Annotated in this window: 17 protein-coding genes; 16 read left to right on the forward strand and 1 reads right to left on the reverse strand. The window is 61.7% G+C overall.

What is annotated here, in order from left to right; all coding sequences use genetic code 11:
* The first annotated feature begins 232 nt into the window (after nucleotides 1–232).
* The 13 genes from PSH69_RS15000 to PSH69_RS15060 all read left to right on the forward strand — a co-directional run bounded on the left by PSH69_RS15000 (nucleotide 233) and on the right by PSH69_RS15060 (nucleotide 16,464).
* Entirely contained in the window at nucleotides 233–1,705 is a 1,473-nt protein-coding gene (locus PSH69_RS15000; RefSeq protein ID WP_305412750.1) for an aldehyde dehydrogenase, read from the forward strand.
* A gap of 521 nt (nucleotides 1,706–2,226) precedes the next feature.
* Nucleotides 2,227–2,895: a haloacid dehalogenase type II gene (locus tag PSH69_RS15005; RefSeq protein ID WP_018925987.1), complete on the forward strand. Its 669-nt coding sequence runs from the start codon at nucleotides 2,227–2,229 to the stop codon at nucleotides 2,893–2,895.
* A 42-nt stretch (nucleotides 2,896–2,937) separates the two neighbouring features.
* Nucleotides 2,938–4,212 carry an FAD-binding oxidoreductase gene (locus PSH69_RS15010; RefSeq protein ID WP_305412751.1) on the forward strand — a complete coding sequence of 425 codons (1,275 nt, stop codon included), beginning with the start codon at nucleotides 2,938–2,940 and terminating at the stop codon, nucleotides 4,210–4,212.
* A 94-nt stretch (nucleotides 4,213–4,306) separates the two neighbouring features.
* On the forward strand, nucleotides 4,307–5,944 hold the full coding sequence (locus tag PSH69_RS15015; RefSeq protein WP_111453369.1) for an ABC transporter substrate-binding protein: 1,638 nt from the start codon (nucleotides 4,307–4,309) through the stop codon (nucleotides 5,942–5,944).
* Nucleotides 5,945–5,991: 47 nt separating this feature from the next.
* Entirely contained in the window at nucleotides 5,992–6,948 is a 957-nt protein-coding gene (locus PSH69_RS15020; protein WP_305412753.1) for an ABC transporter permease, read from the forward strand.
* Nucleotides 6,945–7,820, forward strand: a complete 876-nt coding sequence (locus PSH69_RS15025) for an ABC transporter permease (protein WP_018925983.1) — start codon at nucleotides 6,945–6,947, stop codon at nucleotides 7,818–7,820. Before PSH69_RS15020 ends, PSH69_RS15025 begins: the two co-directional genes overlap by 4 nt.
* A 1-nt stretch (nucleotide 7,821) precedes the next feature.
* Nucleotides 7,822–9,663, forward strand: coding sequence for an ABC transporter ATP-binding protein (locus PSH69_RS15030; protein WP_305412754.1), 1,842 nt, complete (start codon nucleotides 7,822–7,824; stop codon nucleotides 9,661–9,663).
* Nucleotides 9,660–9,968, forward strand: a complete 309-nt coding sequence (locus tag PSH69_RS15035) for a (2Fe-2S)-binding protein (RefSeq protein ID WP_305412755.1) — start codon at nucleotides 9,660–9,662, stop codon at nucleotides 9,966–9,968. The genes PSH69_RS15030 and PSH69_RS15035 overlap by 4 nt, the downstream gene beginning before the upstream one ends.
* Nucleotides 9,950–11,341, forward strand: coding sequence for an NAD(P)/FAD-dependent oxidoreductase (locus tag PSH69_RS15040; protein ID WP_305412756.1), 1,392 nt, complete (start codon nucleotides 9,950–9,952; stop codon nucleotides 11,339–11,341). Before PSH69_RS15035 ends, PSH69_RS15040 begins: the two co-directional genes overlap by 19 nt.
* Nucleotides 11,338–12,507 carry an FAD-binding oxidoreductase gene (locus tag PSH69_RS15045; protein ID WP_305412757.1) on the forward strand — a complete coding sequence of 390 codons (1,170 nt, stop codon included), beginning with the start codon at nucleotides 11,338–11,340 and terminating at the stop codon, nucleotides 12,505–12,507. Before PSH69_RS15040 ends, PSH69_RS15045 begins: the two co-directional genes overlap by 4 nt.
* Nucleotides 12,504–13,661, forward strand: a complete 1,158-nt coding sequence (gene argE, locus PSH69_RS15050) for an acetylornithine deacetylase (protein ID WP_305412758.1) — start codon at nucleotides 12,504–12,506, stop codon at nucleotides 13,659–13,661. Before PSH69_RS15045 ends, argE begins: the two co-directional genes overlap by 4 nt.
* A 241-nt stretch (nucleotides 13,662–13,902) precedes the next feature.
* Nucleotides 13,903–15,360, forward strand: coding sequence for an NAD-dependent succinate-semialdehyde dehydrogenase (locus PSH69_RS15055; protein ID WP_305412759.1), 1,458 nt, complete (start codon nucleotides 13,903–13,905; stop codon nucleotides 15,358–15,360).
* Between the two features lie 24 nt (nucleotides 15,361–15,384).
* The gene (locus PSH69_RS15060; RefSeq protein WP_305412760.1) at nucleotides 15,385–16,464 is read left to right on the forward strand and encodes a tartrate dehydrogenase; all 1,080 of its coding nucleotides are present in this window, start codon (nucleotides 15,385–15,387) and stop codon (nucleotides 16,462–16,464) included.
* Between the two features lie 68 nt (nucleotides 16,465–16,532).
* On the opposite strand, the gene PSH69_RS15065 is transcribed toward PSH69_RS15060, so the two are convergent.
* Complete coding sequence (locus tag PSH69_RS15065; protein ID WP_258674117.1) at nucleotides 16,533–16,757, reverse strand: YgdI/YgdR family lipoprotein; 225 nt, start codon at nucleotides 16,755–16,757, stop codon at nucleotides 16,533–16,535.
* 207 nt (nucleotides 16,758–16,964) lie between these two features.
* Between PSH69_RS15065 and PSH69_RS15070 the strand changes: the two genes are divergently transcribed.
* From PSH69_RS15070 to PSH69_RS15080, 3 genes are all read left to right on the forward strand, one after another.
* Nucleotides 16,965–18,632, forward strand: a complete 1,668-nt coding sequence (locus PSH69_RS15070) for a VRR-NUC domain-containing protein (RefSeq protein ID WP_305412761.1) — start codon at nucleotides 16,965–16,967, stop codon at nucleotides 18,630–18,632.
* Nucleotides 18,629–20,908 carry an ATP-dependent DNA helicase gene (locus PSH69_RS15075; RefSeq protein WP_305412762.1) on the forward strand — a complete coding sequence of 760 codons (2,280 nt, stop codon included), beginning with the start codon at nucleotides 18,629–18,631 and terminating at the stop codon, nucleotides 20,906–20,908. The genes PSH69_RS15070 and PSH69_RS15075 overlap by 4 nt, the downstream gene beginning before the upstream one ends.
* A gap of 128 nt (nucleotides 20,909–21,036) precedes the next feature.
* Complete coding sequence (locus PSH69_RS15080) at nucleotides 21,037–21,945, forward strand: zeta toxin family protein (RefSeq protein ID WP_305412763.1); 909 nt, start codon at nucleotides 21,037–21,039, stop codon at nucleotides 21,943–21,945.
* Nucleotides 21,946–21,984 lie beyond the last annotated feature (39 nt).

Raw genomic sequence — 21,984 nt, forward strand, 5'->3', positions numbered from 1 at the left:
CCGTTTTACAGTGTGCGCGATCAACCGGTTTTCCGGCGCGAGGATGCCTGTATCCCATCTGCGTGAAGGCCTGACAAGGGGGGTGGAAAGATTCGGCAGATTCCTCACATCAAAGGCCCATAGACCACACTTACTACTTAATTGCCCCATAAGGTCGGCAGCAAATGCTTGGGCTTTTTTTCTACGATGGAGGCCTGAGTAAACGCCTCGCCGTCCCTTTTTGGAGTGCTCCATGGATAGCTTCGATCCTCGCCTTATCGCTGTGCGCAGCGCTCATTTTATTGCCGGCAAATACCGCGACGCCCAACCGGGGCTGGAAGTGGTTCGCCCTTCAGACGGTCAGGCCTATGCCCAGTTGCCGATCGCCGATGCCGACCTGGTGGATGAGGCGGTCAACGATGCCTGGCAGGCGTTTAACCGCAGCGATTGGGCCAGCCGTCCGCCCCGGGAACGGGCACGGGTCATGCGTCGCTGGGCCGATCTGATCGAAGCCGATGTCGCCGTGCTGGCGCCGCTGGAAGCGGTGGGCTCGACCCGTCCGCATAAAGATGTGATCGCCTGGGACATTCCTTATGTCGCCGAGGGCATTCGTTTCTTTGCCGAACTGGCGGACAAGCACGGCGGCCAAGTCGCGGCGACCCAGACCGATCGCCTGGGCATGCAGATCGCTGAACCGTACGGCGTGATCGCCGCCATCGCGCCGTGGAATTTCCCCTTGAGCATGGCTTCGTGGAAAGTCGCGCCGGCGCTGGCTGCCGGCAACGCCGTGGTGCTCAAACCGTCGGAGCTGACGCCGTTTTCCAGCCTGCGCTTTGCCGAACTGGCGCTGCAGGCGGGCATTCCTGCCGGGATTTTCAACGTGGTTCAGGGCGATGGGCGGATTACCGGCGATGCGTTGTGCCGTCATCCACGGGTGGGCAAGGTAACCTTTACCGGGTCCACGGCGACGGGCTCGAGCATCATGTCCACTTGTGCATTGGTGGGGCCGAAACCGGTAACCCTGGAGCTGGGCGGCAAGAGCCCGCAAATGGTGTTCGCTGACGTGCCGGACATCGCGAAAACCGCACGCACCGTGGCGTTGGCCATCACCGGCAATGCCGGGCAGGTGTGCGTGTCTGGTTCGCGGTTATTGATCGAGCGCTCGATCATGGAGCCGTTCGTTGCACACTTGCAGGCGTATTTCGAGGAATTGCGTCCAGGCCCGACCTGGTCGTCCGAGAGCACGCTGTCGCCGATTATTTCCCGGTTGCAGGCCAGCCGTATCGACGGCATCGTCCAGCGTTCGCGCCAGGCCGGGGCCGAAGTGCTGACTGGCGGTGGTTTGTTCGAAGGGCTGGGCGGTGCCTATTACCAGCCGACCTTGCTGGCCGGCCTGGACAATCAGAACCCGGCGATCTGTGAAGAAATCTTCGGCCCGGTGCTGACGGTGCAGGCGTTCGATGACGAAGAGCAGGCGTTGAACCTGGCCGCACACGCCACCTACGGCCTGGCGGCGGGCGTGCACACCGCCGACATCAACCGCGCCCTGCGACTGGTCCGGCGGCTGGAGGCGGGCACGGTGTGGGTCAACCGCTATGGACGCAGCAACGACTACATCCTGCCGACCGGCGGCTACAAACGCTCCGGCATCGGCAAGGACCTGGGGCGCGAAGCCTTCGAAGCCAATCTGCGCTTCAAGAGTGTGCTGATCGATATCGTCCAATAACACGGCCCCCGTAGCAGCTGCCGAGCAGCGCGAGGCGGCGTTCGGCGGCGAAGCCGTCGTAAACCCGATTTGCAAGGTTTTCATGACACACCGCAATAGCTGATTTCACGACGGCTTCGCCGCCGAACGCAGCCTCGCAGGCTCGGCAGCTGCTACACCGGGTAGTCATCAAGAGAAGGTTCAAACCGCACCCAAACGGGCGCTTCCTCAGGGAAGCGCCCGTTTTCGTTCAGCCCGGCGCAGGTTCTGCCGTGAATGGGGGCGTTCGTCAGCCTCGCATAGCCATGAAGGTCCATAAGAGCGCATAAATACGGGGTTTGCCCAAGGCTGGAGCGAGCCGCAAAGTCTGCTGAGGGGGCAGGCTAAAACGGTGGTTTGTATCAAGCAGAGGTCGCTTTTAACGCCATCTGCTGATTTCACGGTGTTGTAATGACGGTGTGCTGCAGCGTTGCATCGCCGCTCCCGAAACGCAGCGAATACCTGTCGCGCCATGACCTCAACGAACTTCAGGACCGCACTCAATGAGCTTTCTACGCCCCAAATTCATTACGTTCGACTGCTACGGTACGCTGACCAATTTCCACATGGGCACGATGACTCGCGAACTGTTCGCCGACCGCGTGGCGCCCGAGCAGATGGATCAGTTCGTCAAGGACTTCTCGGCCTATCGCCTGGACCAGGTCATGGGTGACTGGATGCCGTATGACGAAATCCTCAAGACCTCCCTGGCGCGGGTCTGCAAGCGTTGGGGTGTCGAATACCGTGGCGAAGGCCAGCTGTATTACGACGCCGTGCCGACCTGGGGCCCGCACCCGGACGTGCCGGCCGGTCTGTCGAAAATCGCCGACAAGATCCCCCTGGTGATTTTCTCCAACGCCAGCAACAGCCAGATCATGTCCAACGTCGACAAGCTCGGCGCACCGTTTCACAAAGTCTTCACCGCCGAACAGGCCCAGGCCTACAAGCCGCGCCTGGCCGCGTTCGAGTACATGCTCGACAACCTCAACTGCGGCCCGGAAGACATCTTGCATGTGTCTTCCAGTTTCCGTTACGACCTGATGCCGGCCCACGACATGAAGATCAAGAACAAGGCCTTCGTCGCCCGCGGTCACGAGGTTCCGGGCAATGCGTTCTACGGCTACCAGCAGATCACCGACATCGGTGGACTGGCGGCGCTGGTCGGTCTCTGAGTTGAACGGTAACGGCGCTCTTCACGCAATAAGGGGTTAGACATGGGCAGTGAATCCTACTGGCTCGACACCGCACCGGCCTTTTCCGGTGCTCAGCTCGGCGCATTGCCCGGGCAGGTCGACGTGGCCATCGTCGGTGGCGGTTTCACCGGCCTGGCGGCGGCTCGCGCGCTGGCCTTGAAGGGCGCCAGTGTGGTGGTGCTGGAAGCCGGGAGAGTGATCGGCGAGGCCTCCGGGCGCAACGGCGGCCAATGCAACACCGGCGTTGCCCAGGACTATGCCGGGCTGAGTGCCAGCCTCGGTGCCGACAAGGCGCGGGCCTATTACCAGGCCTATGAAAGCGCGGTACAGAGCGTTGTGTCCCTGGTGGAGCAGGAGCAGATTGCCTGCGACCTCAAGCGCAACGGCAAGCTCAAACTGGCGGCCAAACCGCTGCACTACGAAGGCCTGGCGCGCACTTTCGAATTGATTCGCAAGGAAGTCGATGCCGAGGTCGAGTTGCTGAACGCCGAACAGACCCGCGCCGAAGTGAATTCGGCGCAGTTCCATGGCGGCTTGCTGCAGCGCAACGGCGTGCAGATGCACGTCGGACGCTTCGGCGTCGGTCTGGCCGAGGCCGCCGCACGTCACGGTGCGTTGATCCATCAAGGCACGCCGGTGACGGACTGGAAAGCCCAGGCCGGCGGTTATCGGGTCAACACCGCCAAGGGTTCGCTGCACGCCGGGCAAGTATTGCTGGCGACCGGCGCCTGTCAGCACGGCGGTCTGGGCTGGTATCGGCGGCGGATCGTGCCGGTCGGCAGTTTCGTGATCGCTACTGAGGTGTTGCCGCAGTGGCTGATCGATCAACTGCTGCCCGGTCGGCGTGCCTATGTTACCAGCCGCATGATCGGTAACTACTTTCGCCTGACCCCGGATAACCGCTTGCTGTTCGGCGGCCGTGCGCGGTTTGCGATGTCCGACAGCGTGAACGATGCCAAGAGCGGCAAGGTGCTGCAAGCGGCGATGGTGCAGATGTTCCCGCAGTTGGCCAAGGTGAAAATCGACTACTGCTGGGGCGGGCTGGTGGACATGACCTCCGATCGATTGCCTCGCGCCGGTCAGCATGGCGGGGTTTATCACTCCATGGGCTACAGCGGCCATGGGGTGCAGATGTCGGTGCACATGGGCGAGGTGATGGCCGAGGTGATGGCCGGCAAAGTCGAGGCCAATCCCTGGCGCGAACTCGACTGGCCAGCGATTCCCGGACATTTCGGCAAGCCGTGGTTCTTGCCGTTCGTGGGCGCTTACTACCGCCTCCAGGACTATTTGCATTGAGTTGATGTTGTGGCGTCACCGTCGTTTGCGTTTCCAGGACGCTCCGGACATCCGGGGCACTCGAATCTTCTGATTTTCGACAGGTACAACTGATATGACTGACAACAAGATCGACTCGAAACTGATTTCCGGCCAGGACAGCCTGCGGGTATTCGAAGGCCTCAACCGTGGCATGTCGCGCCGCCACGCCTTGCAGATGCTCGGCGTGGCGGGTGTTGCCGCAGCGGGTGCCGGTAGCCTGTTCGGCGCTGCCGGCAAACTGTTCGCCGAAGAAGCGGCAACCCCGGGCAAAGGCAAGCCGGGCGGGCGGATTCGCGTCGCCGGCATGTCCAGTTCCACCGCCGACACCCTGGACCCGGCCAAGGGCGCGCTGTCTACCGACTACGTGCGTCACTTCATGTTCTACAACGGCCTGACCCGTTTCGACAGCCACCTGGTGCCGCAACTGGAACTGGCCGAGCGCATCGATAACACCGATGCGACGCTGTGGATCATCACCCTGCGCAAGGACGTGACCTTCCACAACGGCAAGACCCTGAGCGCCGCCGACGTGGTGTTCTCGCTGTCGCGCCACAAGGACCCGCTGACCGGTTCCAAGGTCATGCCGTTGATGGCGCAGTTCGAAGAGATCAAGGCCACCGGCACCCACGAAGTGCAGATCCGCCTCAGCGCGCCGAACGCCGAGCTGCCGTCGATCCTCGCCGTGTCGCACTTGCTGATCGTTCCCGAGGGCACCACCGACTTCAACCAGGGCATCGGCACCGGGCCGTTCACGGTCAAGGAATTCAAACCGGGGGTGCGCTCGATTGCCGCGCGCAACACCGGCTACTGGAAACCGGGCCTGCCGTACCTCGACGAGATCGAATTCATCGCGATTGCCGACGAGCCGTCACGGGTCAACGCGCTGCTGTCGGGCGACGTGCACATGATCAACGAGGTCAACCCGCGCTCGACCACACGGATCAAGGCCAGTGCCAAACACCGGGTCGTCGATGCGCCGTCGGGCAACTACACCGACTTGATCATCCGTCAGGACCAAATGCCGGGTAAAAGCGCTGAATTCACTCAGGCGATGAAGTACCTGCTGGACCGTGAACAGGTCAAATCCGCGGTGTTCCGTGGCTTTGCCGTGGTCGGTAACGACCATCCGATTTCCCCGGGTTCGCGCTACTACAACGCCGACCTGCCGCAGCGGGCCTACGACCCGGAAAAAGCCAAATTCCTGCTCAAGAAAGCCGGCATGGAAAGCATCAGCATGCCGCTGGTGGCATCGCCTGCCGCGACCGGTTCGGTGGACATCGCCGTGCTGTTGCAACAATCGGCGAAACAGGCGGGGCTCAAGCTCGACGTCAACCGCCTGCCCAGCGATGGCTACTGGTCCAACCACTGGATGAAGCACCCGCTGAGCTTCGGCAACATCAACCCACGGCCGAACGCCGACGTGATGTTCTCGCAGTTCTTCCAGTCCAGCGCGCCCTGGAACGAGTCGGGCTGGAAGAACGATCAGTTCGACCAGTTGCTGATGCTCGCCCGCGGTGAAACCGACGACGCCAAGCGCAGCAAGATGTACGCCGATATGCAGGCACTGGTGCATGAACACAGTGGCATCGGCGTGCCGGTGTTCATCAGCAACATCGACGGCGTCGACCAGCGCATCAAGGGCTACGGTAGCAACCCCCTCGGCGGTTTCATGGGCTACATGTTCGCCGAACAGGTCTGGCTCGATGCCTGATCGGCCGCACACGGGCGTCAGCGGGGCTATTGCATGAGGGTAGGGCGATGAATAGCAACACACTGTGGTTGATCGGCCGGCGCCTGGGCGCGGCGATCGTGACTTTGTTGATCGTGTCTATGGTCGTGTTTGCGATCACGGCGGTATTGCCGGGGGACGCGGCGCAACAGGCACTCGGGCAATTCGCCACGCCGGAACAGGTGGCGGCCTTGCGCCTGAAACTGGGGCTGGATCAACCCGGTGTGGTGCGTTACCTGCATTGGTTGATGAACCTGCTGAGCGGCGACATGGGGCAATCGGTGTCCAATGCCTTGCCGGTCAGCGAGCTGATGGCCGGGCGGGTGCCCAACACACTGATGCTGGCGGCCGTCACGGCGCTGGTGTCGGTGCCGGTGGCGCTGATCATCGGCATCGGCTCGGCCATGGGCCGGGGCGGGCGCATCGACAGCTTCCTCAGCTTTATCACCCTGGCCCTGGTTGCCGTGCCGGAGTTTCTGGTGGCGACCCTGGCGGTGCTGATCTTTGCGGTGAACCTGGGCTGGCTGTCGGCGCTGTCCTATGCCAGCGACATCACCTCACCTTGGCAATTCATGCGCACCTACGCCTTGCCGGTGATGACCCTGTGCTGCGTGATCGTCGCGCAAATGGCGCGCATGACCCGGGCGGCAGTGATCGATCAGCTCGACAGCGCCTATGTGGAAATGGCCCGGCTCAAGGGCGTGAGCCCGGTGCGGATTGTCCTGCGCCATGCCTTGCCCAATGCCATCGGGCCGATTGCCAATGCCATCGCCCTGAGCCTGTCGTACCTGCTGGGCGGGGTGGTGATCGTCGAGACGATCTTCAACTACCCCGGCATCGCCAGCCTGATGGTCGATGCCGTGACCAACCGCGACATGGCGCTGGTTCAGGCCTGCACCATGTTGTTTTGTACGGCGTACCTGGGGTTGGTGCTGATTGCCGACCTGTGCGCGATTCTTTCCAATCCGAGGCTGAGAAACCAATGAACGATCTCATGGCGAAATCGGCGCCTGCCGGACCGGAGCTGGCATTGGGCAAGGTCGCCCATGGGCCGTCGTGGCTTGGACTGGTCGGGGCGGCGATGTGTGTGATCTGGCTGCTGGTGGCTATCTTCGGTCCGTGGCTGGCGCCGCACCCGGTGGGTGAAGTGGTCTCCGATAACGTGTTCGACAGCCTCAGCGCGGCTTACCCGTTGGGCACCGATTACCTGGGCCGCGACATGCTCAGCCGCATTCTCGTCGGCGCGCGGTTCACCGTGGGCCTGGCGCTGATTTCAGCGGTGTTGGCCAGCACGCTGGGGACCGGATGTGCGCTGCTGTCGGTGGTGTCGCCGAAATGGCTGGACGAAGTGATCAGCCGTTTGATGGATGCCTTTATATCCATCCCGAGCAAGATGCTGGCGTTGATCATGGTCTCGGCGTTCGGTTCATCGGTGCTGTTGCTGATCTGCACCGCAGTCTTGAGTTTCACCCCAGGCGCGTTCCGCATCGCCCGCAGCATGGCGGTGAACATCGAAGCGCTGGAATACGTGCAAGTGGCCCGCACCCGTGGCGAGCGCCGGTTGTACATCGCCTGCGTGGAAATCCTGCCGAACATGCTCAACCCGGTGCTGACCGATCTGGGGCTGCGCTTCGGCTTCATCGTGCTGCTGCTCAGTGGCATGAGCTTCCTTGGCCTCGGCGTGCAGCCACCGGACGCCGACCTGGGCTCCCTGGTGCGCGAGAACATCGGCGGCCTCAATCAGGGCGCGCCAGCCATCGTGATTCCGGCGCTGGCCATTGGCACCCTGACCATCGGCGTGAATCTGTTCATCGACCGACTGTCGTCACGGCGTAGTCGACGTACGGGAGGTCATTGAAATGAGTGATTTGATTCGAGTCGAAGACCTGCGCGTGGTCGCTTGCGGCGAGCGTGGCGAGGTGGAGATCGTCAAAGGCGTGAGCTTCTCCCTGGCCAAAGGTGAAGTGCTGGCGTTGATCGGTGAGTCCGGCTCCGGCAAGACCACCATAGCGCTGGCGTTGCTCGGCTATGCCCGACGCGGTTGTCGATTGGCGTCCGGCGTGGTGCAAGTCGGCGAGCACGACATGCTGGCGTTGAGCGAAGGCGAGCTGCAAGGCCTGCGCGGCAATCGGGTGTCGTACATTGCCCAGAGCGCCGCCGCTGCGTTCAACCCGGCGAAAAAACTGATCGATCAAGTGGTGGAGGGCGCATTGATTCACGGCCTGGGTAGCCGGGCCGTGCTGGAAGCCAAAGCCATCGAACTGTTCCGCGATCTGGCCTTGCCGGACCCCGATCACATTGGCCAGCGTTACCCGCACCAAGTATCCGGCGGGCAGTTGCAACGGGTGATGGCGGCCATGGCGCTGATCAGCGATCCGCTGCTGGTGGTGCTCGACGAGCCGACCACCGCCCTCGACGTGACGACGCAGATCGACGTGCTGCGCGCCTTCAAGCGGGTGGTCCGCGAACGTGGGGCGACGGCGGTCTATGTGTCCCATGATTTGGCGGTCGTCGCGCAAATGGCCGATCAGATTGTGGTACTCAACGGCGGACAGATTTTCGAGCAGAGCGCCACCGCGCCGCTGCTCAAGGCCCCGGCCCACGAATACACCCGCAGCCTGCTGCTGGCGGCCCGCCCGGACACGACGATCCGCCCACCTTGTGGCATCGCTGAAGAAACACCGTTGCTGACGATTCAGGGGCTGACCGCCGGTTACGGCAACAAGAACCTGCAAGGCATGCCGTCGATTCGCGTGCTGGAAGACATCGACCTGACCGTGCGTCGGGGCCAGGCCATCGGTGTGATCGGCGAGTCGGGCTCCGGCAAGTCGACCCTGGCGCGGGTGGTGGCCGGGTTGCTGACGCCGGCCTTGGGCGGCCTGACCTTCGATGGCCAGCCACTGGGCGGCAGCCTGTCCGAGCGCACCGATGAGCAGTTCCGCCGGATTCAGATGGTGTTCCAGAATGCCGACACCGCGCTCAACCCGATGCACAGCGTCAGCACTATTCTGAGCCGTCCGCTGAAAATGTACTTCGGCCTCAAGGGTGCCGCGCTGCGCGAGCGTATCGGCGAACTGCTGGACCTGGTGCGCTTGCCCCGAGCCATGGCCGAACGTCGCCCGAATGAACTCTCCGGCGGGCAAAAACAGCGGGTCAACCTGGCCCGTGCCCTGGCGGCCAAACCGGACCTGATCCTCTGCGACGAGGTGACCTCGGCGCTGGACACCGTGGTCGGCGCGGCGATTCTCGAACTGCTGCGCGACCTGCGTCAGCAACTGGGCGTGTCGTATCTGTTCATCAGCCATGACATTTCCACGGTACGCGCGCTGTGCGACGACATTGTGGTGATGTACAGCGGCCACAAGGTTCAGGCCGGCAGCCGGCAGGCGTTTGCCCAGGCACCGTTCCATCCCTACACCGACCTGTTGATCCATTCGGTGCCGGAACTGCGTCAGGGCTGGCTGGAAAACTGCGGCACCACCTGCGGCACGCTGCCGCCGATTGGCGCCAAGGCCAATGTGCCAGAGCTGTGCACCTTTCTCAGTCGCTGCCCGGTGCGGGTCGACGGCCTGTGCAATCACACCGCGCCGAACCGGCGGATCATCGACGGTGGTAGCGAAATTCTTTGTCATCACGACAGTGCCGAGTTGCTGAAAACACAGCAGGGGTTATCCACCATGAGCCTGGGAGCTTATGCATGAAAGGGCGTTTTGTGAGGCTGGCCGAACAGGGCCGGCCGACCGTCAAGCTGACGGTGGACGGTTCGCCCATTGAGGCGTTGCAGGGCGACACATTAATGGTCGCGTTGCTGACCCAGGGCTCGGCGCTGCGTCAATCGGAGTTCGACCCAGGCCGCCGCGCCGGTTTCTGCCTGATGGGCGCCTGCCAGGATTGCTGGGTCTGGACCCGCAGCGGCGAGCGCCTGCGCGCCTGTTCCAATGAAGTCCGCGAAGGGCTGGACATCGTCACCACACAACCGGAGGCAATATGGCCACTGCACGGCTGAGCGCTCAACGAGTGGTTATTGTCGGCGCCGGGCCGGCCGGCATCCGCTGTGCCGAAACGCTGCTGGCGGCTGGTTTGAAACCGATCCTGATCGATGAGAATCGCCGGGATGGCGGGCAGATCTACCGGCGCCAGCCCGAAGGTTTTACCCGGGAATACGCCACCCTGTATGGCACCGAAGCGGCCAAGGCCAAGAATCTGCACCAGAGTTTCGACCGATTGCGCGGGCAAATCGACTACCGCCCCGACACGCTGGTGTGGAACCTGACGCCGGGGCAATTGTGCTGCGTCAGCCAGGGCAAGCACTCGACGGTGGATTACGACGCGCTGATCCTGTGCACCGGCGCCACCGACCGCTTGATGCCGATCGAAGGCTGGCAGTTGGCAGGCACCTACAGCCTTGGCGGGGCGCAAATCGCGCTCAAGTCCCAGGCGGTGTCCATCGGCCACCGCGTGGTATTCATGGGCAGCGGGCCGTTGCTGTATCTGGTCGCCAGCCAATACGTCAAAGCAGGCGCGAATGTGGCGGCGGTGCTCGACACTTCGCCCCTCAGCAAGCGTATCGCGGCAGTGCCGAAGCTGATGGCGCGTCCGGGATTGCTGTTCACCGGGATGAAGTTACTGGCGCAGTTGTACCGGGCGAAAATCCCGGTGCATCTGGGGATTTCGCCGCTTCAGGTGCAAGGCGACGCGGCCAGTGGCGTCAGCGGTGTGCGGGTGCGTACCGCGCGCGGTGAGACGTTAACGGTGGACTGTGATGCTGTGGCGTTGGGTTATCACTTGCGCCCGGAAACCCAACTAGCCGATCTGGCCGGTTGTCGCATGCGCTTCGATGAGGCGTCCAGCCAGTGGTGGCTGGCCGTCGATGAAGAGGGCCGCACCTCGGTCAACGGTGTGTATGCCGCCGGGGACGGCTCGAAGATTCGCGGCGCCGATGCCGCCGAGCACGCCGGGCGATTGGTGGCGATGGCGTTGCTGGAAGATCTGCAGCAACCGGTGAACGCCGGTTTGCGTGACGAACAACGGCACGCGCTGGCGGTGATGGATGAGTTTCGCCTCGGCCTGGCCCAGGCGTTTCCCTGGCCGACGGCGCAAGCCAAAGCCTTGCCGGATTCAGCCATCGTCTGTCGCTGCGAGATGATCAGCGCCGGCGAGTTGCGCCGTACCGTGAGTGAGAAGGGTGCCTGTGAAGTCAATCGGGCCAAGGCCTTCAGCCGGGTCGGCATGGGCCGCTGCCAGGGGCGTTATTGCTCCCAGGCCGGGGCCGAAGTGATCGCGGCGGCGGCAGGCGTCAGTGTGCAACAGGTCGGTCGGCAGCGTGGACAGGCACCGGTCAAACCCCTTTCGATGCTCACCGAGGAGGTGTCGCCATGACGCTACACAAAGCCGATGTAGTGATTGTTGGCGGCGGCCTGATGGGCTCGGCGGCGGCGTTTTTCCTGCGCCAGCGCGGGCAGTCGGTGATTCTGCTGGAGCGCGACCAGATTGGTCAGTACGCCAGCGGCGTGAACTTCGGCAACGTCCGGCGGCAGGGGCGCTTCCTTGGCCAACTGGAGTTGGCCAACCGTTCCTGGGCGCTGTGGAAACGCTTGCCTGAGCTGATTGACGACGACCTCGAATTCATCGCCAGCGGGCACATGCGCGTGTGTTACCGCGAGGATGAAATCCCTGAACTGGAAGCCTATGCGGCAGCACCCGAGGCGGCGCAGCTGGATTTGAAAATCTATCGTGGCGCCGAGCTGCACCAGCGCTTTCCGTTCCTCGGGCCGGACGTGAAGGGCGGTTCTTACGCGCCCCACGATGGCCATGCTAACCCGCGCTTGGCCGCGCCGGCATTTGCACGGGCTGCCCGCCGCCTCGGGGCGCGGATCGAGGAACAGACTGAAGTCGCCGAGGTGCAGAAAATTGCCGGCGAGTTCACGGTGACCACCACCGACGGTCGCCAGTTCGGCGCCGAGCGCTTGCTGATCACCGCCGGCGCCTGGGGCCAGAAACTCTCGGCGCAGTTTGGCGAACCGGTGCCGCTGGATACCAACGGCCCGCAAATGGCCGTGACCGAACCGGTGCCGTACGCCTTGCCGACGGTGATCGGCGTGTACACCAAAATCCCCGAGGAGGTGATCTACTTCCGCCAGATCCCGCGCGGCAACATCATCATCGGTGGCGGCTACCGCAGCAAACCGGACATGCTCAACCGCCGCGCCTATGTCGAGCCACGCAGCATTCTCAATCAGATGGACCAGATGCGTCGCCTGCTGCCGGGCGTCGGCAACCTGAACATCATCCGCGTGTGGAGCGGCATCGAAGGCTACTTGCCCGATTCCCTGCCGGTGATGGGCCCCAGCGGCAACGTTGACGGCTTGTACTACGCGTTCGGCTTCTGCGGCCACGGCTTCCAGCTCGGTCCTGGCGTCGGCGATGTGATGGCCGAATTGATCAGCACCGGCAGCACCCGCACGTCGATTGAACCGTTCTCCATCCGCCGGTTCGCCCCTTCAGCCGAACAACGGACAACCGAGCAAAGGAGCAGGGCCTCATGAAACCCCGCGTGCTGGACATTCTCAAGCGCTTGATGGCCTTCGACACCGTGTCTTCGGAGTCGAACATGGCCCTGATCGAGTACGTGCGCGACCTGCTGCTGACCAAGGGCATCGAGTCGTTGATCGTCAAGGACGAAACGGGCAAAAAAGCCAACCTGTTCGCCAGCACCGGTCCCAAGGAGTTACCGGGCATTCTGTTGTCCGGCCACACCGACGTGGTGCCGGCGGCGGGGCAGGCCTGGACCTTGCCGGCGTTTCAGGCAACGATTCAGGACGGGCGGATTTACGGCCGTGGCAGTTGCGACATGAAGGGGTTTATCGCGTTGGCCATCGACGCCATGCTCGATGCCGCCGACCATTCGTTGAGCCGACCGCTGCAAATCGCCTTGTCCCATGACGAAGAAACCGGCTGCGTCGGTGTACGACGTTTACTCGACGTGCTGCACCTGGCGCCAGTGCGGCCGTTTTTGTGCCTGATTGGTGAGCCGACCAACATGCAGTTCGTGCTGGGGCACAAGGGCAAGGGGTCTTACCGCACTTACTGCCGTGGCCTGGAAGCGCATTCCTCGTTGGCGCCGCGTTCGGTCAATGCAATTCACGTGGCCTGCGATTTCATCGCGGCTCTGCGTCAGAGCCAGCAGCAACTGCAAGAGCAGGGCGCACAGGATGCGGATTACGACGTGCCTTACAGCACCGTGCACGTCGGGCAGATTGTCGGCGGCAAGGCGCTGAACATCGTGCCGAACCTGTGCACCCTGGATTTCGAGGTACGTAACTTGCCGGCGGACGATCTGGATCAGTTCCTGGAGCAGATGCGCGAGCGTGCCGAAGTGATCGTGCGCGAGGCGAAAAAGCTGTCCAGCGTGGCAGACATCGAGATCGAAACCCTCAACGTCTATCCGGGCCTCGATACCCACCCGAGCGTTGAAGCGGTGCGCTTCCTGAAAAACTTCGCCGCCCCGGACACCGGCACCGCCAAAGTCTCGTTCGGCACCGAGGGCGGGTTGTTCAAGCAGCGTCTGGACGTACCGGTGGTGGTCTGCGGCCCGGGCTCGATCGAACAGGCGCACAAGCCGGACGAGTTCATCGAGATCAGCCAGATAGAGGCTGGGGAGCGGTTTTTGGATGGCCTGCTCGGTTCTCTGAAGGTGTGAAAGATCGTTCCCACGCTCTGCGTGGGAATGCAGCCCGGGACGCTCCGCGTCCCTTTCGAAGCGGACGCAGAGCGTCCATTGAGGCATTTCCACGCAGAGCGTGGGAACGATCATTAGGCCCTCGGTAGAGCCTGCCGTCCCACCGCGAATTTCAGCATCCAACACTGCCCATCAAACGCTTTCAGCATCCTTATCCGTGGCACCTCCCTAGACTGGAAATGTCTCGGATCAGGACTCGACCATGCTCAAGAATCGTTTGAAAGACCCCAGCCTTCTGGCAGAACTCGCTTATGTGGACGGGCAGTGGATCGGCGCCGATAACGCCGCGACCCTGGACGTCATCGACCCGGCCACCGGCCAGTTGCTTGCCCGGGTGCCGGCCATGCAGGGCGCAGAAACCCGACGCGCCATCGAAGCCGCCGAGCGGGCCTGGCCCGCGTGGTGCACACGCCCGGCAGCAGAACGGGCGGCGCTGCTGGAGCGCTGGTATCAGGCGATGATCGATAACCTCGACGACCTCGCCTTGATCATGACCTGCGAGCAGGGCAAACCTCTGAACGAAGCCAAGGGTGAAATCCGCTACGGTGCCGGGTTCGTCAAGTGGTTCGCCGAAGAGGCCCGCCGGGTCTACGGCGAAACCATGCCGGCCCCCAGCGGCGACCGCCGCCTGTTGACCCTCAAGCAACCGGTCGGCGTGTGTGCTGCGATTACCCCATGGAATTTCCCCAACGCGATGATCACCCGCAAGTGCGCGCCGGCCCTGGCCGCCGGGTGCCCGATCATCGTCAAACCCTCGGACTTGACCCCGCTGTCGGCCCTGGCCCTGGCTGTACTCGCCGAACGGGTCGGCATTCCGGCCGGGGTGTTCAACGTGCTGACCGGGATGCCCGCCGGCATCGGCGAAGAACTGACCGGCAATCCGACGGTGCGCAAGATCTCCTTCACCGGCTCCACTGCGGTCGGTCGGCTGCTGATGCGTCAGAGCGCTGAGCACATCAAGCGCTTGAGCCTGGAACTGGGCGGCAACGCGCCGTTCATTGTGTTCGACGACGCCGACCTGGAGCAGGCGGTAACCGGGATCATGCTCAGCAAATTTCGCAACGCCGGGCAGACCTGCGTCTGTGCCAACCGCATTCTGGTGCAGGATGGCATCTACGAACGTTTCGCCCAGCGACTGGTGGAGGAGGTGGGCAAACTCAAGGTCGGCAATGGCCTGGACGCCGACGTGACCATTGGCCCGCTGATCAACCCGGCGGCGGTGAGCAAGGTCGCCCGGCACATCGACGATGCCCTGAGCCAGGGCGCGCGTTTGCTCTGCGGCGGCATTCCCGAGGGTGACAACCAGTTCGTTCAGCCGACCGTCCTTGGCGACACCCACGCCGACATGTTGCTGGCCAACGAAGAAACCTTCGGCCCGGTGGCGCCGTTGATGCGGTTTACCTCTGAGGCCGAAGCGCTTGCGTTGGCCAATGCCACGCCTTTTGGTCTGGGTGCCTACTATTTCACTCAGGATCTACGCCGGTCCTGGCGGTTCGGCGAGGCGCTGGAGTTCGGCATGGTCGGCCTCAACACCGGGATCATCTCCATGGAAGTCGCGCCGTTCGGCGGCATCAAGCAATCAGGCCTGGGCCGTGAAGGCAGCAAGTACGGCCTGGATGAATACCTTGAAGTCAAAGCCTTTCATATTGGCGGGCTGTAATTCACAGACACGGGGGCACGATTGATGAGTAAGGCATTCAGAATCGCCGCGATTGCTGGCGATGGCATCGGCAAGGAAGTCCTGCCGGAAGGGTTGCGGGTACTGGAGCAAGCCGCGAAGAAGTGGCAGTTGGAGCTGAGCATCGAAGTGCTCGACTGGGCTCACTGCGATTACTACCTGGAACACGGGCAAATGATGCCCGACGATTGGTTCGACCAGCTCAAGGGGTTCGATGCGATCTACTTTGGCGCCGTCGGCTGGCCAGACAAGGTGCCGGACCACATTTCCTTGTGGGGCTCGCTGCTGAAGTTTCGTCGCGACTTCGACCAATACGTGAACATTCGCCCGGTGCGCCTGTTTCCCGGCGTGCCGTGCCCGCTGGCCGGGCGCAAAGCGGGGGACATCGATTTCGTGGTGATCCGCGAGAACACCGAAGGCGAGTATTCCTCGGTCGGCGGCAAGATGTTCGAAGGCACCGAACATGAGTTCGTGCTGCAAGAGTCGGTGTTCACCCGGCGCGGCGTAGACCGGATTCTCAAGTTCGCCTTCGATCTGGCCCAGACCCGACCGCGCAAACGCCTGACGGCGGCGACCAAGTCCAACGGGATTTCCATCAGCATGCCGTACTGGGACGAACGCACGGCATTGATGGCCGCGCAGTACCCGGACATCACTTGGGACAAACAGCACATCGACATCCTGTGCGCGCGTTTTGTACTGCAACCGGACCGGTTCGACGTGGTGGTGGCGTCGAACCTGTTCGGCGACATCCTGTCCGACCTGGGACCTGCCTGCGCCGGCACCATCGGCATTGCGCCATCAGCCAACCTCGATCCCGAGCGGCGTTTTCCGTCGTTGTTCGAACCGGTGCACGGCTCGGCCCCGGACATCTACGGGCGCAACATCGCCAACCCGATCGCGATGATCTGGTCCGGTGCGTTGATGCTGGATTTTCTGGGCAATGGCGATGAGCGCTATCGCGCCGCACACGACGGGATTCTGCGGGCGATTGAACGGGTGATTGCAGAAGGGCCAATCACCCCGGATCTGGGCGGACAGGGCTCGACTCAGGAGGTCGGCAAGGCGATTGCGCAAGCGCTTTAAAGCCTGCGACGCACTCCTTGTGTAGCAGCTGTCGAGCTTGCGAGGCTGCTACGGCCGAACGCAGGGGATCAGTCCTCCTTGCGAATCGTGGCCACGTCATCGGCGCGGACTTTCACTTTCGCCCCGGAAATATCTTCGAACTCGAAGAAGCCATCCTTGCCCTTGGTGTTCGGCATGTCCTTGGTCAAATACTGGGTACCGTTCTGCAGGGTCACGACCGTTGGCGTCGAGCAACCGGTCAGGGCCAGAAGGGCCGCTACCACCAGGGGCAAACCCAGAGTCTTGATATTCATACACACCTCCATCACTCAATAAAAACAATGCGAACGCCTCATTCGAGATCAATCCTCACTGTGCTTCTAACGCGGTTTGTGCGATGGAATTGCAGAAAGTTCGATGGTCACCCGAAAATTGCCCGATAGCGTCGCCACTTATCCTTTTCCGTTTGCACCGGGTGGGGCATAGCTGGTATCTGTACGCATAACCAGTATTCGCTTGCCATGGCCCGATTGCCCGTGATTGTAAATCCGCTCGATGATCCGTTCTATTACTTGAACAACTTCATGCAAGTGCTTGATTGGCTTGAGCATCGTTATGCCGATGTACTCAGCATCGAAGAGCAGGACTTCATCCGCGACTTCAATCGACTGCCCCGCGAGTCCCAGGCTTTGTTGGTCAGATTGGTGATGCGCAAGGGCGTGCATTTCAGGTCCGGCAAACTGAGTTACGTCGAAATCGGCGACATCGCCAGTGCCGCGGCACCGCTCCTGGCCCTGGGCTGGATCGACGAGCAGTTGCCGCTGCCTGTCGAGGAGGTATTCGAGGTGCTGCTCAAGGCCGAGATTCTCCAGTGTTTTGGCGACGCCATCGATCAACCGAAAGGCAAAAAGAGCGATTGGTTGCCGGCCCTGAGCGAGCAGTTTCCTGAAGAGCAAAGTTTTGCCCAGTGGTGCCCGGCACTGGAAGACCGGCTGTTCAGCCTGACCGTCATGGGCCTGTGCGATCGGTTGCGCCTGATGTTCTTCGGCAACCTTTATCAGGACTGGTCGGAATTCGTGCTGGCTGACCTCGGCATCTACACCTACGAAAAAGTCGAGTTTTGCGCCGATTCCCGAGGCTTGCGCTGTCGCGAGGACGTCGACGCCTGCCTGTTCCTGCACAGCTGTCAGCAGCGTTTCGAGGCGGGTGAAGAGGTGGCGGTGGTTGTCGAGCAAATCAACGGGCTGGAACTCGCCAATCCCTGGCTGCAAAGACGTCGGGCCAAGCTGCTGTTCCAGATCGCTCAGCACTGCGAACGCATGGCGGATTTTTCCACCGCCCTGAGCCTCTACCGCGATTGCGCCTATCCCGGCGCACGCCTGCGGCTGATTCGCGTGCTGGAGCGCTGTGGTGAATTTCAACTGGCCATGGATTTGGCGAGCCACGCCGAGCAAACCCCGGAAAGCGCCACCGAACATCAGCATTTATTGCGTGTGCTGCCCAGGCTGCGGCGCAAACTGGGCGGGCCGCCGATCAAGCGGCCAGCCCCGCGGGCCATGCAGCGTCTGGACCTGCAATTGCCCAGGCATGACCCGGCGTTATCGGTGGAGTATTACGTTCAGGCGCATCTGGCGGACGAGTCGGCACCGGTGCATTACGTCGAGAACAGCCTGATCAACTCGCTGTTCGGGTTGCTGTGCTGGCCGGCGATCTTCGCCCCGTTGCCGGGGGCGTTTTTTCACCCATTCCAGCGCGGCCCGGTGGACCTGCACAACGAAGACTTTCATGCGCGGCGTGCGGATCTGTTCCAGGCCTGCCTCGCCGAACTCGATGACGGGCGTTACGCCCAAACCATCCGCGAGCGTTACAACGCCAAGTGGGGCGTGCAGTCGCCGTTCGTATTCTGGGGCGCGCTGAGCGAGGAGCTGCTGGAGCAGGCGCTCGACTGTCTGCCCGCCGAACACCTCAAGCACTGGTTCAATCGACTGCTGCTCGACATCAAGGCCAACCGCGCCGGCATGCCGGACTTGATCCAGTTCTGGCCGCAACACAAAACCTACCGAATGATCGAAGTCAAAGGCCCCGGCGATCGCCTGCAGGACAACCAATTGCGCTGGCTGGAGTTCTGTCACGAGCACCAGATGCCCATTGCCGTTTGCTACGTGCAATGGGTGGAGCAGGGCGCTTGAGCTACAGCATCGCGGTGCGGGCGTTGTGTGAATTCACCGCCAAGGTTGGCGACCTCGACCTGCGCTTCACCCCGTCGCCAACCGCGCTGGAAGGCATTGTCGGCCATCGTACCGTGGCGTCACGACGCAGCGAGGGTTACCAGAACGAGGTCGCGCTCGAAGGCCAGTATCGAACCTTGACCGTGAAAGGCCGGGCGGATGGCTACGATCCGGGGCAAAACTGCCTCGAAGAAATCAAAACCTACCGGGGCGACCTGAGCAAGCAACCGGCCAATCACCGGCAACTGCACTGGGCGCAGGCGAAAGTCTATGGCTGGTTGATGTGTCAGAAACTGGATTTGGCGCAGATCGACCTGGCCCTGGTGTACTTCGACATCATCAGCGAGAAGGAAACCCGTCTGGTCGAGACCTTCAGCGCCGCCGACTTGCAGCTGTTCTTCGAGCACCACTGCGGGTTGTTCCTGCACTGGGCCGAGCAGGAAATGGCCCATCGCGAAGCGCGCAATCTGGCGGCTCGACAGCTGGGCTTTCCCCATGCCGACTTTCGCCTCGGCCAACGGCATCTGGCCGAATCGGTGTTCAAGGCGGTCAGCACCGGCCGCTGTCTGATGGCCCAGGCGCCGACCGGTATCGGCAAGACGATTGGCACGCTGTTCCCGATGCTCAAGGCCCTGGCGCCGCAGCAATTGGACAAGGTGTTTTTCCTCACGGCGAAAACCCCGGGGCGCAAATTGGCGCTGGACGCGGCTCAGGTCATCCTCGACAGCGCCGATGCGCAGCCGTTGCGAGTCCTCGAAATGATCGCCCGGGACAAGGCTTGCGAGCACCCGGACAAGGCCTGTCATGGCGAATCCTGCCCGTTGGCCCAGGGTTTTTATGATCGTCTGCCGGACGCGCGTCAGGCCGCCAGTCAATTGAGCCTGTTGAACCAGAGTGCCTTGCGTGAGGTGGCCCTGCAGCATGAGGTTTGCCCCTACTACCTGAGCCAGGAAATGGCCCGCTGGGCGGACGTGGTGGTCGCTGACTACAACTACTATTTCGACTTCAGCGCGTTGTTGTTCGGGCTGGCCCAGGCCAATAACTGGAACGTCGCGGTGCTGGTGGATGAGGCCCACAACCTGGTGGAGCGCGGGCGGCAGATGTACAGCGCCAGTCTCGACCAGGCGACTTTGAATGGCGTACGAAAAACCGCGCCCGAGCCGTTGAAGAGATCCTTGCAGCGAGTCAATCGTGAATGGAATACCCTGCACGATCAGCAACTCGCGCCATATCAGGCCTACGACAAAGTCCCGGAAAAACTGCTTCAGGCACTGTCCTTGTGCTGTGCGAGCATCGGCGACTACCTGAATGACCACCCTCAGGGGCTGGACAGCGGGTTGCAGACTTTTTACTTCGACATGCTGCAATTCGGCCGCGTGGCTGAACTGTTTGATGAGCATTTTCTATTCGACATCAGCAAACGTGACCTCGAGCGCAAGCGCAACCTGTCGCAGCTGTGCCTGCGCAATGTGGTGCCCGCCGGTTTCATCCGCCCACGCCTGACCGCGGCACGCAGCACGGTGCTGTTTTCCGCGACCCTGAGCCCCCGGCATTACTACGCCGATTTACTGGGAACACCCGAGAACACGGTGTGGATCGACGTGGAGTCGCCATTTCACGCCGATCAGCTGCAAGTGCATATCGTCAGCCAGATCTCCACGCGGTTCGTTCACCGTCAGGCCTCCCTTGCGCCCATCGTCGAGTTGATGGCCAAACAGTTCAGCCAGCGTCCGGGCAACTACCTGGCGTTTTTCAGCAGCTTCGACTATTTGCAGCAAGTGGCGCAGTTGCTGGCCGAGCGGTATCCGCAGATCACGCTGTGGTCGCAGTCCCGGGGCATGGGGGAAGCGCAGCGTCAGGACTTTCTCGACCAGTTCACCGCCGACGGGCAGGGTATCGGGTTTGCGGTGCTGGGTGGCGCGTTCGGTGAAGGCATCGATTTGCCCGGCGCCCGCTTGATTGGCGCCTTCATCGCCACCCTGGGGCTGGCGCAACTCAATCCGGTCAACGAACAGCTGAAACAGCGCATGGCGGCGATTTTCGGTGCCGGTTATGACTACACCTACCTGTTTCCAGGTGTGCAGAAAGTGGTGCAGGCGGCGGGGCGGGTGATCCGTACACGGGAGGACCAAGGGGTGGTGATGCTGATCGACGACCGGTTTGGCGAGAGTAAGGTCAAGCAATTACTGCCGCGTTGGTGGTCCGTTGAGCTGACGCATTTTCCTTCTGGCTTGTAGGGGTTTTTACCTTGTAAAACAGTGACATATCTTGAAAGACACGCTCGTTTGAACAAACAACGAAACACCGCTTTATTCAAAGGGCAGGCAATCACTTTCAAGCGAATCTTTGATAAGGAAATCAAGGTATGTCAGTAGCACCGAATTACGCTTACACCCCAGAACAAGTCACCGCAGCGTTCACTGAAATCACCACCACATTATTCAGTGGCATCACCGCCGAAACACTCCCCAAAATGCTGATTGTCGCGGGGGTACAGGGCTCGGGTAAAACCTATCTGCTGGAAAAAAACCTTTTGCCCACCAAGCGCTATACCAATTATGTCCGGCTGTACTTGCCCGAATACCGAAAAAAACACCCTCAATACGCAGAAATGATCAAACTCGGTGTCCTGCACGCTTATGAACATACGGAGGCTTTTGTCCGGGATGTGAGCACGAAGATCTTCACCGAGGCGTTTAAAAACAAATACAACATCATCATGGAATGTGCATTCGACAGCATCGATTTCGCGGCTTTCCCACCGACGGCGACGGCTGCCGGCTACCAGTTCGAAACTCACATCGTCGCCTGCAGTCAGGAGTTCGCTCATGTGTCGAGCATCAAAAGAGCACTGAAAAGCCTGGAAGATCAGGAAATGGAAAGATTTCTCCCGGCATCAAAGCTGGAGGCCAGCATGAGATATGCACAAGCGATCATCCTGGCCTTCGAGACAGCCGCAAAGGCGATCAGCGGCTCGCAAATCATCTTGTACGAGCGTGGGTTTGGTGGTTTGAAAGACCGTGTCTTGCGCGCTCAGAGTACCTACACCAAGGCCGCCAACGGAACGACTGACTCGACGACCCTCAACACGCTTTTTTCGCACGGCGTCTATTCCGGCATCATCGACAAGCATGTCTTCGCGATGGCCGACCGGGACGAAATGGTCAAAGAGTGTCATGTGGCATTGCATAAGTCCCGGACTCATGCCCGCTATGTCCCGAACTTCGTCTACAACGAGCTGTACGCCTATATCGTCAAATACGTGCACCGGTAATTCGTCCCGTCACTGCGACACACCAACGTATTGGTTATT

Origin of the sequence: Pseudomonas sp. FP1740 (assembly GCF_030687165.1) — a bacterium.
Taxonomy (GTDB): Bacteria; Pseudomonadota; Gammaproteobacteria; order Pseudomonadales; family Pseudomonadaceae; genus Aquipseudomonas.